This is a genomic window from Flavobacteriales bacterium (assembly GCA_013214975.1).
GTDB lineage: Bacteria > Bacteroidota > Bacteroidia > DT-38 > DT-38 > DT-38.
Genome location: JABSPR010000202.1, coordinates 1 through 14,561, shown reverse-complemented (window position 1 = coordinate 14,561; position 14,561 = coordinate 1). Strand labels below are relative to the sequence as shown.

General features: G+C 35.4%; 15 protein-coding genes. 7 read left to right on the top strand and 8 right to left on the bottom strand.

Features of this window, described 5'->3' with window-relative positions:
* The 3 genes from HRT72_06865 to bcp all read right to left on the bottom strand — a co-directional run.
* Positions 1–903: tetratricopeptide repeat protein (locus HRT72_06865; protein ID NQY67426.1), on the bottom strand; the 903-nt coding region annotated here is incomplete at its 3' end.
* Positions 863–1,867 carry a recombinase RecA gene (gene recA, locus HRT72_06860; protein ID NQY67425.1) on the bottom strand — a complete coding sequence of 335 codons (1,005 nt, stop codon included), beginning with the start codon at positions 1,865–1,867 and terminating at the stop codon, positions 863–865. The genes recA and HRT72_06865, both read right to left, overlap by 41 nt.
* A gap of 22 nt (positions 1,868–1,889) precedes the next feature.
* The gene (gene bcp, locus HRT72_06855) at positions 1,890–2,354 is read right to left on the bottom strand and encodes a thioredoxin-dependent thiol peroxidase (protein ID NQY67424.1); all 465 of its coding nucleotides are present in this window, start codon (positions 2,352–2,354) and stop codon (positions 1,890–1,892) included.
* Positions 2,355–2,523: 169 nt separating this feature from the next.
* On the opposite strand from bcp, the gene nth reads away from it, so the two are divergent.
* Positions 2,524–3,153, top strand: a complete 630-nt coding sequence (gene nth, locus HRT72_06850) for an endonuclease III (GenBank protein NQY67423.1) — start codon at positions 2,524–2,526, stop codon at positions 3,151–3,153.
* 52 nt (positions 3,154–3,205) lie between these two features.
* Here the strand turns inward: nth and HRT72_06845 are convergent, their stop codons facing one another.
* The gene (locus HRT72_06845) at positions 3,206–3,385 is read right to left on the bottom strand and encodes a hypothetical protein (GenBank protein ID NQY67422.1); all 180 of its coding nucleotides are present in this window, start codon (positions 3,383–3,385) and stop codon (positions 3,206–3,208) included.
* A 67-nt stretch (positions 3,386–3,452) separates the two neighbouring features.
* Positions 3,453–4,037, bottom strand: a complete 585-nt coding sequence (locus HRT72_06840) for a sigma-70 family RNA polymerase sigma factor (protein ID NQY67421.1) — start codon at positions 4,035–4,037, stop codon at positions 3,453–3,455.
* Positions 4,038–4,248: 211 nt separating this feature from the next.
* Between HRT72_06840 and uvrA the strand changes: the two genes are divergently transcribed.
* The 3 genes from uvrA (at position 4,249) to HRT72_06825 (ending at position 9,373) form a co-directional block, all read left to right on the top strand.
* On the top strand, positions 4,249–7,077 hold the full coding sequence (gene uvrA, locus HRT72_06835) for an excinuclease ABC subunit UvrA (protein NQY67420.1): 2,829 nt from the start codon (positions 4,249–4,251) through the stop codon (positions 7,075–7,077).
* A 43-nt stretch (positions 7,078–7,120) separates the two neighbouring features.
* A complete protein-coding gene (locus HRT72_06830; GenBank protein ID NQY67419.1) occupies positions 7,121–8,749 on the top strand; it encodes a S41 family peptidase in 1,629 nt (542 codons plus the stop codon).
* A gap of 75 nt (positions 8,750–8,824) precedes the next feature.
* Positions 8,825–9,373: a DUF1573 domain-containing protein gene (locus tag HRT72_06825; GenBank protein NQY67418.1), complete on the top strand. Its 549-nt coding sequence runs from the start codon at positions 8,825–8,827 to the stop codon at positions 9,371–9,373.
* Positions 9,374–9,441: 68 nt separating this feature from the next.
* Here HRT72_06825 and HRT72_06820 read toward each other — a convergent pair whose 3' ends face one another.
* Genes HRT72_06820 through truA form a run of 3 tightly spaced genes read right to left on the bottom strand, consistent with a single transcriptional unit; the run spans position 9,442 to position 12,237 of the window.
* On the bottom strand, positions 9,442–9,729 hold the full coding sequence (locus tag HRT72_06820; protein ID NQY67417.1) for a 2Fe-2S iron-sulfur cluster binding domain-containing protein: 288 nt from the start codon (positions 9,727–9,729) through the stop codon (positions 9,442–9,444).
* 7 nt (positions 9,730–9,736) lie between these two features.
* A complete protein-coding gene (locus HRT72_06815; GenBank protein ID NQY67416.1) occupies positions 9,737–11,485 on the bottom strand; it encodes an ABC transporter ATP-binding protein in 1,749 nt (582 codons plus the stop codon).
* 2 nt (positions 11,486–11,487) lie between these two features.
* Positions 11,488–12,237 carry a tRNA pseudouridine(38-40) synthase TruA gene (gene truA / locus HRT72_06810; protein ID NQY67415.1) on the bottom strand — a complete coding sequence of 250 codons (750 nt, stop codon included), beginning with the start codon at positions 12,235–12,237 and terminating at the stop codon, positions 11,488–11,490.
* Between the two features lie 130 nt (positions 12,238–12,367).
* Here truA and HRT72_06805 point away from each other — a divergent pair, with 130 nt between their 5' ends.
* The 3 genes from HRT72_06805 to HRT72_06795 all read left to right on the top strand — a co-directional run.
* On the top strand, positions 12,368–13,372 hold the full coding sequence (locus tag HRT72_06805; protein ID NQY67414.1) for a MoxR family ATPase: 1,005 nt from the start codon (positions 12,368–12,370) through the stop codon (positions 13,370–13,372).
* 28 nt (positions 13,373–13,400) lie between these two features.
* On the top strand, positions 13,401–14,264 hold the full coding sequence (locus tag HRT72_06800; GenBank protein NQY67413.1) for a DUF58 domain-containing protein: 864 nt from the start codon (positions 13,401–13,403) through the stop codon (positions 14,262–14,264).
* The coding region (locus HRT72_06795) for a hypothetical protein (GenBank protein ID NQY67412.1) at positions 14,264–14,561 on the top strand (298 nt) is incomplete at its 3' end. The genes HRT72_06800 and HRT72_06795, both read left to right, overlap by 1 nt.

Below are 14,561 nucleotides of genomic sequence, written 5' to 3'. Positions count from 1 at the left end.
GAGCTTTAAGACCTTTGTAAAAAATTCAATGGCAAGGTCAAGATTATCAAAGTCAACCAAATTTAAATATCCCATATTATACAGAGCATCTATATGTTCTGGATTCAAATCAAGTATTTCCTTATATAGCCTTCTTGACGATTCCACCTCTCCCCTGTTTTGATAGAAGAATGCTTTACCATAGAGAGCATCAATATTCTTATTATCAGAAGCTAGCGTCTGATTAAAATATCGTATTGCTAACTTGTCATCTCTAGCAGAAAACAAATAACCAAGTTGATTGTGAGATTTAATATATGTTTGATCTAGGGCAATTGATTTCTGGAATGCATCGATAGCGGATACGCTATCCAACAATCCCTTATGACTCATCCCTTTATAAAAATATACTTGAGGATTAAAAGGGTCCACTTTAAGTACTCTATCTAATACATCTACGGATGCCTGAAAATCCGACGTCAATAGAAACAGCTTAGCCTGCTTCATTAAAGCAGATTTATTATTCGGTGATTGCCTAAGCCAGGCTTCTATAAAACCACTAGCTACTTTAATGTCACCTTGATAATAGAGTATATCACTCTTAAAGTTCAAATACTTATCACTAGTACTGTCGAGCAGTAACGCTCGGTTTATATCGTCTAATGATAATGCAAGGTTTGAGCCCTCTAGTTCAACTACAGCCTTCTTATAATATAATTCAGGATCATTATGAGATAGTTTTATTTTCTCATTAATTGCCCCAAGCACACTAAGTTCTGTTGTTATCGGAGACTGACTTTCCTCTTCAGTCTCCGGAACATCAGTTTCACAAGATGAGTAACACAACACGACCAGAATTACGGCCGTGAAGTAGTATCCTCTATTAATTTTGCGATGCGATGGCACTTCTAATTTTACCTTCAAGTTCTTCCATTAATTCAGGGTTATCCTCGATCAAACTCTTCACAGCATCTCTACCTTGACCCAACTTAGTTTCACCATAACTAAACCAAGATCCACTTTTTTGAATAATATCATTTGCAATTCCTAAATCCAAAATCTCTCCCACTCTAGAAATTCCTTTCCCATACATTATATCGAACTCAGCCTTTCTAAATGGTGGAGCTACTTTATTCTTAACAACCTTCACCACGGTTTTATTTCCCAAGATAGTATCACCATCTTTAAGTTGTTCTCGTCTTCTAATGTCTAATCTAACAGAAGCATAAAACTTCAAAGCGTTACCACCTGTAGTTGTCTCAGGATTACCGAACATCACTCCAATTTTTTCTCTTAACTGATTGATAAAAATACAAGTACAACCTGTTTTACTAATTGTTCCAGTAAGTTTTCTCAAAGCCTGAGACATCAATCGAGCATGTAAACCCATCTTGGAATCCCCCATCTCACCTTCAATCTCAGCTCTCGGTGTAAGAGCTGCTACTGAATCTATTACAACCAAATCAATCGCACCAGAACGAATTAAGTTTTCGGTAATTTCCAGCGCTTGCTCACCATTATCCGGTTGAGATATCAATAAATCATCGATATTAACACCTAGATTTTCCGCATAAAACCTATCAAACGCATGTTCCGCATCGATAAAAGCTGCTATTCCTCCTGTTTTTTGCACCTCAGCAATCGCGTGAATAGCAATCGTTGTTTTACCCGAAGATTCAGGGCCGTATATTTCAATTATTCTTCCTTTAGGAAACCCACCAGTTCCGAGAGCCATATCCAAAGTAAGTGAGCCTGTAGAAATAGCCTCAACATCACTTACACTAATATCACCTAACTTCATAACAGCTCCCTTTCCATAAGTTTTATCCAACTTATCCATTGTTAACTGTAAAGCTTTTAGCTTTTCTTTTTTCACATCAACTGCCATAGTTCTAGTTTTTATTTATTACCTAATTAAGGCCAAGCACCTCTAAGATCTGATTGGAATGATCTTTTGTCTTAACCTTTTCTATAATTTTCTCAATTACCCCATTTTCATCAATCAGAAAAGTTCTTCGGAAAATGCCATCGAATTCTTTCCCCATAAACTTCTTTCTTCCCCAAACTTCGAAAGCCTTGATAATAATCTTTTCTTCATCAACAATTAAACGAAATGGTAAACTGTGCTTATCAATAAATTTCAAATGCATTTTTTGACTATCTGCACTTACCCCAACTATTTCAATTCCTTTTTCTTTTAGAATATCATAGTTGTCACGTAAATCACATGATTGAGTAGTACAACCCGGCGTTAAATCTTTCGGGTAAAAATAAAGAGCCAATTTTTGCCCTTTAAAATCACTTAACGAAATATCATCTCCATTTTGATCTTTCGATGCAAAATCTGGAGCCGCCTTACCTTCTATTATAGCCAATTGATGAAATTTAAATGAGTATTAAACTTCTTAATTATCCACCGTGAATACAAGAGCATCACAGACAACTTACTAACAATCGTTTAATTACAAATACCCAAATCCGTGTTCATCAATAATTAAACTAAATCAACATTCTTTTTTACTCTAATTTTGCAAAAAACTATTCATGAAAAAAGCAGAAAAAGCAACTTTCGTCCTTAACAAATTAGAAGAGCTGTACCCCGTTACCCCAATACCATTGGACCATAGCGACAACTTTACTTTACTAATTGCCGTTCTGTTATCTGCTCAATGCACGGATAAAAGAGTCAATTTAATCACACCAGGGCTTTTCGAGAAAGCGTCTAACCCAAGAGATATGGTTAAATTAACTATCGAAGAAATAAAAGAAATCATCCGGCCATGTGGATTGTCACCTCAGAAATCAAAAGCAATATATGGGTTATCTCAAATGCTTCTTGACAAGCATAATGGCGAAGTACCTGATAACTTCAAGGATCTAGAAGAACTACCAGGTGTTGGCCACAAAACAGCTTCGGTAGTAATGGCTCAAGCTTTTGGCCATCCGGCTTTTCCAGTAGATACACACATCCACCGATTAATCTATCGATGGGGACTATCTACCGGTAAAAATGTTGTAAAAACAGAAGCGGACTGTAAACGTTTATTCCCTGAAGTTCTATGGAATAAATTACATCTTCAAATTATTTTCTTCGGAAGAGAATATTGCCCAGCCAGAGGACACAAAAGTGACGTATGTCCAATCTGTTCACTTATTGGCAGAGCAGGTATATGATGTTAAATAAAACGCCCTTTTGCTTTAAAGCAAAAGGGCGTTTCTGAGTCTCTTAATTTAGAATTACTTCAACCTCATCAATAAGATCGGTATTGTAAATTTTAAGCGATTTTGAATAGCTTAAAATAAAATCTATCGTTTCTTCTTTAGGTTGTAATTCTTTCGAATCAATATAGGCACCGGTTTTTTCGGATGCGTTAAATAACTCATTAATAGTATTGTTTTTATCCATAGGCTATACAAATGATTTATTAATTTCATACCACCCAAACGGACAACTATTACGGTTATTGCATCTACTAACTTACAAGGCTAATGTTTTTCTCTTCCATTAATTTCCGAAGATTAATCAAAGCATACCGCATACGCCCTAAAGCCGTGTTGATACTAACATCCGTTTCCTCAGCAATATCTTTAAAGCTCATATCGATATAGTACCTCATCTTAAGAACATTTCTTTGTTCTTCAGGCAAAAACTCAATTAGATCTTTGAGTTCTTGGTGGGTTTGTGTTTTCAGGATTTTCTCTTCAATACTTTCTTCTTCAAGACCAATTTTAGCAAATACGTCATAATCATCATTTCCATGCACAAGAGGCATTCTCTTAGACTTTCTAAAATGATCTATTACCAAGTTATGGGCAATTCTCTTAACCCAAACTATAAATTTACCTTCCTCGTTATACTTGCCTTTCTTCAAGGTATTTACAACTTTAATAAAGGTATCCTGAAAGACATCATCGGCCAAGGCTCTGTCTTTTATTAAAAAATAGATATAGCCAAACACTTTGTCTTTGTGTCGGTTTATAAGTACTCTAATCGCATCTTCATCTCCTTGAAGATAGATTCTTACTAGTTCTTGATCGCTTAATATAGGATTTTGCATAACATACTCTTTTGTTAGTGATTCGTGAGAAAAAAAATTAAAAGAGTAAGATTTATGCTATAGGCAGTTTGTTTTTTGTGTTTGATGCTGTTGGTACGCCAAATTTATTCATTTGTTTCTGCCCAACTACATTTTAAAGTTAACTGAACCGAAAGTTAAACAAAGTAGCGTAATATTGTACGCTTTTTATTAAAAAAATAATTCACATTTGATGCCGGAAGATTCATTCTCACTCAAAAATCCAAAAGAATACATTCTTATTAAAGGTGCAAAAATGCACAACCTTAAGAATATTGATGTTGCCATTCCTAAAAACAAATTAGTTGTTGTTACAGGATTATCAGGATCTGGGAAATCGACCTTAGTGTATGATACTTTGTATGCTGAAGGCCAAAGAAGATACGTTGAAAGCTTATCCGCATATGCACGACAGTTTTTAGGAAAACTAAACAAGCCGGATGTGGATTTCATTAAAGGTATTTCTCCCGCTATTGCCATAGAACAAAAAGTCAGTTCTAAAAACCCACGATCCACCATTGGCACATCAACAGAGATATACGACTACCTTAAATTACTTTTCACGAGAATAGGAAAGACATATTCTCCAATTTCGAATAAAGAGGTAACGAAGCAATCTGTAAAAGATGTAATTAAATACATTAAAAGCCTTGAAAACAATTCGAAACTTCACATACTTTCAGATTGTAAAGTTCAATCAAAAATTATTCTCGAGAATCTAATTAGTAGTGGGTTTTATAAAATTTCCGTTGGAGGGAATATTCGAAAGATCGAAGAAGTTCTTGAAAAAACAAAATCTTACCCAATAGAAGAAGATTGCGCAATTTTAATCGACAGAGTTATATCTAAAGAAAATGATGAAGCAAATTGGACACGTATTGCCGATTCGATACAGACAGCCTTTAACGAAAGTAAAGGCAAATGTACGATTGAGGTAAATGGAGGGATTTCAAATACATTCTCTAATAAATTCGAATTAGATGGTATTGAGTTCAAAGAACCAACCACTCATCTTTTTAGTTTTAATAATCCAATTGGAGCATGCGAAACATGTGAAGGATACGGAAATATAATGGGTATAGATCGAGATCTCGTTATCCCTAATAAAAGCCTTTCTGTTTACGAAAATGCGATTGTATGCTGGCGCGGTGAAAAAATGAAAACATGGAAAGAAGACTTAGTGATGGCCAGTAGTCATTTCGACTTTCCAATACACCGTCCATATTACGATCTTTCAGAAGATGAACAAGATTTACTTTGGACTGGCAACGTTCATTTTAGAGGCTTAGACGAATTCTTTTCTTATTTAGAAGAACAGAGCTACAAAATCCAATACAGAGTGATGCTCTCAAGATACAGAGGCAAAACTACTTGTAATACTTGCAGAGGATCTCGACTTAAAAAAGAAGCCAATTACATCAAAATACATGATAAAAACATTAGCCATATAGTTAAGATGTCGATCGGCGATGCCGTAGCCTTCTTCGACAACGTTGAATCGGTTCTAAACGACTTCGACAAACAGGTTGCAAAGAATCTCCTTTTAGAAATTAGAAGCAGATTAAGTTTTCTCTGTAGTGTTGGATTAAGCTATCTCAACTTAAATAGAATTTCTTCTACGCTTTCAGGAGGTGAATCGCAACGAATTAACCTTGCAAAATCACTCGGAAGCTCCTTAGTCGGATCTACTTACATATTAGACGAGCCAAGCATCGGGCTTCATCCTCGAGATTCATTACAATTAATCGATGTAATGCTCTCTTTAAAAGAAATTGGCAATTCAGTTATCGTTGTCGAGCATGATTCAGAAATCATGAAAGCATCAGATCACATTATAGATATGGGTCCAAAAGCTGGATCGGATGGAGGCGAAGTGATTTTTGAAGGAAGTCATGATGAAATGATGAAGGAAACCAAAAGCCTTACAATGAAATATCTATCCGGTGAATTAGAAATCTCTGTTCCCGAACATAGACGTACTTGGACTAATCACATTGAAATTAAAGACGCAAGAGAAAACAACCTTAAAGGACTCGATATAAAATTTCCATTAGGGATTTTAACCGTCATTACAGGAGTTAGTGGCTCAGGAAAATCCTCTTTGGTTAAAAAAATACTTTATCCTTCCATTAAGAAAATATTAGGTGGATTTGCAGAAGAAACAGGAGCCCACGGTTCTGTTGAGGGCGATATAGAAAACATTCAACAGATAGAATTTGTTGATCAAAACCCAATCGGTAAATCTTCACGATCGAACCCTGTAACATATATTAAGGCATTTGATGAAATCAGGGATATCTATTCTAGTTCGTCACATGCTAAAAACCTCGGTTTTAAACCTGCTCACTTTTCCTTTAACATGCCGGGAGGAAGATGTGATGAATGTGAAGGAGAAGGAAGAATAAAAATCGAAATGCAATTTATGGCAGACGTATTTCTCGAATGCGAAACATGCAACGGAAAAAGGTTTAAACAAGAAGTCCTAGATGTTATGTTTAAAGAGAAAAACATTGCTGATGTACTGGGCCTAACTATAGATGAGGCAGTTGAATTCTTTCAACAAGACGACAAGTCCAAGACTAATCTCAAAAAGCTAGTTTTTAAACTAAAAGCTCTTCAGGATGTTGGAATGGGCTACATTAAACTTGTACAATCTTCAGGAACACTTAGCGGTGGAGAAGCTCAACGAATTAAATTGGCATCATTTCTGATCAAAAACAAAAAAGATATTCATACACTTTTCATATTTGATGAACCCACTACAGGACTTCATTTCCATGATGTAAAGAAGCTTCTAAAAGCAATAAATGCGCTAGTAGAACAAGGGAATACAGTTATCGTTATCGAGCACAACTTAGATGTAATTAAGTCTGCAGATTGGTTAGTTGATCTTGGGCCTGAAGGTGGAGACGAAGGAGGAGAATTAATTTTCGAAGGTCTACCAGAGGATCTTGTAAGTGATAGCGAGTCGTATACGGGCAAGTATTTAGCGCCATTAATTAAACTGAGAAGTGAAACATAATAGTTAAAACAATAGTATATTTCAATTACCAATGAGAGAATACATGATCAAATTTTACATACCAACACTTATTATTCTTGCCATTTTTAATACTTCAGTATTTGGGCAAGCCGCAGGAGTTCTAGATACAGAAGAAGAAAAAGAAATTGATCTCCATATGGCGATCGATAAGATTTCTCAGTCTGTAATGCTTATTGAAAAATACTATGTAGACTCCACAGATGTTGGCAAAATCATTGACAATGGCATCCGATCAATGCTAAAAAAACTAGACCCCCACTCTACTTACATACATCAAAGAGATTTAAAACAAACGAACGAGCCATTACTTGGGAGTTTTGAAGGAATTGGAATACAATTCAATATTTTAAAGGATACTATTGTGGTTATCTCACCAATTAGTGGCGGTCCTTCCGAAAAACTTGGAATCCGATCTGGAGACAAAATTATCAAAATTGAAGATCAAGTCGTTGCAGGAACGGGCATAACGAATCAAGATGTTATGAAAGGTCTTAAAGGACCTAAAGGAACTTTGGTTAATGTTTCGATATACAGAAAAGGAATTGATGGCCTACTTGAATTTCCTATTGTAAGAGATAAAATCCCGATGTATAGTATGGATGCATCTTACAAAGTGAATGATGAAATCGGTTATATAAAAATAAACCGGTTTTCACGAACAACTATGGAAGAGTTTAAAAAGGGATTAAGTGAATTAAAAAGCGAAGGGGCTAAGCACCTAATACTCGATCTTAGAAATAATGGAGGCGGTTACCTTCGAACTGCTATAGAATTAGCTGACGAATTCTTGGTTGAGAATAAGATGATTGTTTATACCGATGGTGAATACTCACCACGTCAAACTCATTTTTCTACAACAAAAGGAGAATTTGAAGGAGGGAGATTAGTTGTATTAATTAATGAAGGATCGGCATCTGCTAGTGAAATTGTATCAGGAGCCATACAAGACTGGGATAGAGGTGTAATTATTGGACGACGATCTTTCGGTAAAGGACTTGTACAAAAACCTTTTGCACTACCTGATGGATCTGCCATTAGACTCACTACTGCACGGTACTATACTCCTACCGGCAGATGTATTCAAAAACCTTACGATGAAGGGACGGATGAATATCACAAAGAATTGGCAACAAGATTAAGTAAAGGGGAAATGAGTAATAAAGAGAAGATTAGCTTTCCTGATTCTCTTAAATTTTACACACCAAACCAACGAGTAGTATATGGTGGTGGTGGCATAATGCCAGATATATTCATCCCTATGGATACAAGTAAATTCTCTCCATATTATAACGAAATACTCAAAAAAGGACTTGTGAGAGACTTCTCTCTTCACTATGTAGACATCAATAGAACTCAATTTGAGGCCGACTATTCCACCTTTCAGAAATTCGAAAGTAATTTTTCTACAAACGAAGCTTACATGGAAGAATTCGACAAATTCGTTATAAAACGCGAAATAGATGAAGAGGGAATCGACGATAAAGTTTCTCGTTCAAAAGTCAACAACCACATCAAAGCACTTGTTGCCAGAAGTTTATTTGACATTGAAGCCTATCATCAGGTTATAAACCAAACAGACGACGCCTTCACTCAAGCTGTTCAGCTTTTAGAAAACTTTAAAGGATACAACTCCAAAATTGCTCTTAAATAAGAACTTCTATTCTTGGAGAATAAGTATTAATTTAGACGGAGTTTTATAATACACCAAACATTTAAATAATATACCATGAATACAGATATGAGAGAAAACATCAAGCTTGGTCTTCTAGGCGCTATAACCTTACTACTATTGATGCAAGTTTTAATGCAATCAAAAGGTGTTGAGGATAGTACCGTAGTCGCACCACGTTCAAGTTTTAATGCTCCTGCAACACCTAATAATGCTGCTCCGATAGATCTTGGTGCTCAACAGCCAGTTGCTCCTATAATTGATAACACACCAAAAACAAGCTTGGAGTTTGCTGATATGACGCATGATTTCGGAAACGTACAACAAAACAGTACAGATAATGAACATGTTTTCAAATTCACAAATACAGGAACAGAGCCACTTATCATTACAAATGCAAAAGGATCTTGTGGTTGCACAGTACCTAAATATCCTACTGAACCTATAGCTCCAGGAGAAGAAGGTGTAATTGAAGTAAGCTATAAGCCAGGTACTCAAAAAGGTAACCAAGCAAAAACGGTTACAATTACTGCTAACACAGAACCTGCTCAAACATTATTATCAATTAATGCTTTTGTAGAAGAAGTAACTGCTTCTGCTGAATAAGAACTTTAGACATAAAAAACCCTTAGTGATATCACTAAGGGTTTTTTTATGTCTAACTTTTTTTCGTTCTATTCAAACTCTATTTTAACGTCATCGGTAAGTGGGTGTGACTGACAAGTAAGAACATAATTCTCTGCAATGTCATCATCGTTCAACATAACATCATTGTCCATCGATATTTTACCTGAAACCAACTTGGACTTACAAGTAGTGCAATTTCCCGCCTGACAAGAAAAAGGTACATTAAGGCTATTCTCTAATGCTGCTTCAAGAATCGATTGTCCATTTGCTACCTCAACTTTCTCTTCTACCCCATCTACAATTATGGTTACTTCTCCTTCAAAATATTCTGACATACTTTAATTATTTTTCGTTTATGCTATTAAACTGATGATTAAATAGTTTGCAATAATACCCTTCTTTTTCCAATAGCTCTTTATGATTCCCCTGTTCAATGATTTTACCATGATCTAAAACCAATATCATATCTACATTTTTAATAGTCGATAACCGGTGAGCCACAATAATGGAAGTCCTATTTTCCGTTAATCGATTAGTTGCTGCCTGTATCAATTCTTCTGATTGTACATCAATCGATGAAGTAGCCTCATCTAAAATTAAAATCTTTGGATTATATACAAAAGCTCTGATAAAAGAGATTAGTTGTCTCTGTCCAACAGAAAGCAAATTACCCCTCTCCATTACTTGATAATCGTAATCTCCCGGTAAACGACTAATAAAATCATGCGCCCCTACAATCTTTGATGCCTCAACTACCTGTTCTTTTGATATACTCGGATCATTTAACGTAATGTTGTTAAATATTGAATCTGAAAAGAGAAACACATCTTGGAGAACCAACCCAATATTATTTCTTAATTCCTTGATTTTATAATCCTTAAGATCTGTTCCGTCTAAACTAATTTCGCCTTTTTGGTATTCGTAATATCTACAAAGAATATTCACTATAGAGGTTTTTCCAGCACCAGTGACACCAACAATAGCAATACTCTTTCCTGCCTCAACGTTGAAACTAACATCTCTGAGTACCCAGTTCTCGTCATTGTACGCAAACCATACATTTTTAAAACTTATATCTCCTGTTAAGTGATGTCTCGAAATACTTCCTTTGTCCTCTATCTGCGACGTTGTATCCAATAACTTAAATACCCGTTCTGATGCCACCATACCCATTTGCAGCGTATTAAATTTATCAGCCAATTGACGAATAGGCCGAAATAACATATTGATATATAGTATGTATGCGAATAGAGCGCCTGTCTCGATATCTCCATCCATAACATTTCCCGATCCCCAAAAAATTAATAATGCCGTTGCCAATGACGTTAGAATTTCAACAAATGGCAAAAAGATTGAATAGTACCATATTGACCTTACGTGTGCTTTACGATGCAAGTCATTAATCACCTTGAAGTTTTCTTTTTCATCATGCTCCTTGTTGAACATCCGAACCACACTCATCCCAACAATACGTTCTTGAACGAAGGTATTAATACTCGAAATCTGAGTTCTAACTTCTTCAAAAGATGATTTTATCCCATTCTTAAACGAATTCGCCGCAATGATTAAAATTGGCAAGACAGATAACGTAATTAGTGCCAACTGCCAATCTACATAGAACATCATAGTGACTACCAAGACAATTTTTAATAGATCGCCTAATATTATTAGCAACCCTTCCGAAAATACGTTTGCAATTGTTTCGATATCGGATATTACCCTAGTTATCAGCGTTCCCACGGGTGTATTATCAAAGAATTTCAATTTAAATCTGCTTATATGGCTATATACTTCAACCCTTAAATCCTTAATTACCGTTTGCCCTAACCAATTCGCCATATAAGTTTGAATTAGTTGAATAAACGCTTCTAAAAACAGAAGTATTACCAATATAATTGAGATGAACTTCAACCCTTCTAAATCTGGCTTAACAATATGATCATCAACGGCTTTCATTATCAAATACGGCCTTGCGGCAGCCAAAAAACCCAATATTATTGTAAGGAGTAAAGCAATAGCAAAAGTGGATCGATATGGAAGAACATATCTAAATATTCTTCTAAGAAGCGATGTATCTGTTAGTTTAGTCACTGTTAATTGATATAAGGATAAGTAACAGACGATAAATACAGAGCGTGGGCAGGAGCACTCATCCCAGCATTCGAACGATTTTGTGATTCAATGATTTTTATTAAATCTTCTATTGAAATCCTTTCTTTTCCTAAATCAACTAATGATCCTACAATTGCTCTAACCATGTTACGTAAAAAGCGATTTGCAGTAATCGTAAATACAATCCCCTCCTTTCTTTCCTCCCAGATAGCCTTAGAAATATTGCAATTAAAATTATTTACTTGCGTATGGACCTTACTAAAACATTCAAAGTTTTCATAATATAGAAGTAAAGCTGCTCCTTTATTCATTAAATCGATATCGAACTCAGCATTTAATTGATACGACCTATTAACTAGAAATGGGGATTTCTCTTTATGAATGTGATATTCATAGGTTCTAGAATCGGCATCGAACCTAGCATGTGCATCATTACCCACCTCTCGCAAACTCAAAGCAGCAATATTCGCGGGAAACATTTTATTAATTCTATGCAGATGATTTTCACTATTCATTTCCTTTACCGAATCAAAATGACAAAAGTACTGTGTGGCATGTACGCCGGTGTCGGTTCTTCCACATCCCATAACGCTAATACTCTCTTCGCAAAGAACAGATAACACCCTATTCACCTCGCCTTGAACGGTATCCGCATTGTTTTGGATTTGCCATCCATGAAACAATGTTCCGTCGTAGGAAATTTCTAAAAAAAACCGATTTATTAAACTCAATTCTAAGTAGGATAATTATTCAAAAACCAAAAATACAGATATGCAATAAATAATATGACAACAGCGTTCTTTTCGTTGATTTTTATTAGCCAAAAAATTAAATTTGCAACACTAATTAGCATAAGATAAAATGGAAACGACTACACAAGAAATTAATATCAAAGAATTAAACGAGTTAATAGAAAAGGAAAGTGCCTTTTTGGACTTAATCTCAATGGAAGTAGAAAAGGTAATTGTTGGCCAGAAGAAAATGGTAGAACGATTACTTATCGGTTTACTAGCAAACGGCCATATCCTTTTGGAAGGGGTACCTGGATTAGCAAAAACTCTAGCGATCAATTCTCTTGCATCCAGCATCGATGCAAAGTTTAGTCGGATACAATTTACTCCAGACCTATTGCCTGCTGATATTGTAGGTACAATGATTTACAACCAAAAAAAGGAAGAATTCACTATTCGTAAAGGACCCATTTTTGCAAACTTCATCCTTGCAGATGAGATCAACAGATCACCTGCTAAGGTTCAAAGTGCGTTGTTAGAGGCTATGCAAGAGCGACAAGTAACTATTGGAGATGAAACATTTCAAATGGAGGAACCATTTCTGGTATTAGCAACACAAAACCCAATCGATCAAGAAGGCACATACACATTGCCCGAGGCACAGGTAGATCGATTTATGCTTAAAGTGGTATTAGGATACCCGACTAAAGAAGATGAAAAAGTAATTATTCGTAGAAATATTCAAAACGAGAAAATCGAAATAAAACCGGTTGTTTCGCCAGAGTCGATAATAAAAGCAAGAAAAGTTGTTCGAAGTGTTTATATGGACGAAAAAATTGAGCAATATATACTAGATATTGTTTTCGCAACAAGAAATCCTGAGGATTATAATTTAGGTAAATATGCCTCTATGATAAACTACGGTGCTTCACCAAGAGCAAGTATCAGTTTAGCGTTGGCTGCCAAAGCCTATGCTTTTATAAAGCGAAGAGGTTATGTAATTCCTGAAGATGTGAGAGCAATTTGCCCAGATGTTTTAAGACATAGAATTGGCCTAACATACGAGGCAGAAGCAGAAAACATTACGACAGAATATATTATAGAAGAGTTACTAAATACTGTTGAAGTACCTTAGTCTTCTCCACAGAAATTAAAAACGAATAGTGGAAGCATCCGAACTTTTAAAAAAAGTCAGGAAGATTGAGATTAAAACCAAAGGTCTTTCTAATCAAATATTCACTGGAGAATACCATAGTGCCTTTAAGGGCAAGGGTATGACTTTTAGTGAAGTTCGTGAATATCAACATGGAGACGATATCCGAACAATTGATTGGAATGTAACAGCGCGATTTAATAGTCCATATGTAAAGGTTTTTGAAGAAGAACGAGAATTGACAGTAATGCTAATCGTTGACATTAGCGCTTCCGAATCTTTTGGAACACAAATTCAACTGAAGCAAGACATGATTACAGAAATCTGTGCAGTCCTTGCATTTTCTGCAATTCAGAATAACGATAAGATTGGTGTTATCTTCTTCAGTAATCAAGTCGAAAAATTTATCCCTCCTAAAAAAGGGAAAAGCCACATCTTAAGAATCATTAGAGAGCTTTTAAACTTCGAACCCGAAAATAAAACAACAGATCTCTCGGTAGCCTTAAAATTCTTTAACAATATCGTTAAAAAAAGGAGTATTGCTTTTGTTATATCCGATTTTATCGATACTAATTTCGAGAACCCCTTAAAGCTGGCAAAAAAACGACACGACGTTGTTGCTCTTAAAATATTTGACGACAGAGAGAAGAGCCTACCAAATATCGGCTTGGTTAAATTTATTGACTCGGAATCTGGTAGACATCAATGGATTGATAGTTCAGACAAGAAAGTGAGAGATGGTTTCGCTAAAAAAGCGAATGATGAAGAAGTTAGATTGAAAAATATTTTTCGAAGATCGGGAGTAGATTTTGCCCTTATAAACACAACCGAGTCTTATATTAAACCTCTCATGAATTTATTCAAAAAACGATAATGAGAATAGATTCACATATAGCCAAGTTAATTAAGACTACTCTGCTTGTCTTAATATTCCCTATTCTGACATACGGACAGAATATTTCAGTTACGGCTACTTTAGACACCAATACAATCCTTATTGGCGATCAAATTAATCTGAGTGTACAGATTAGCCATCCGAACGAATATGTAGTGATTTGGCCAACCTTTATAGATACGATAACTCAAAACATACTAGTTGTAGAAGAATATAAAATAGACTCCAGCTTTTCAAATAATATTATTACGGAAACAATATCTTATTTAATTACAT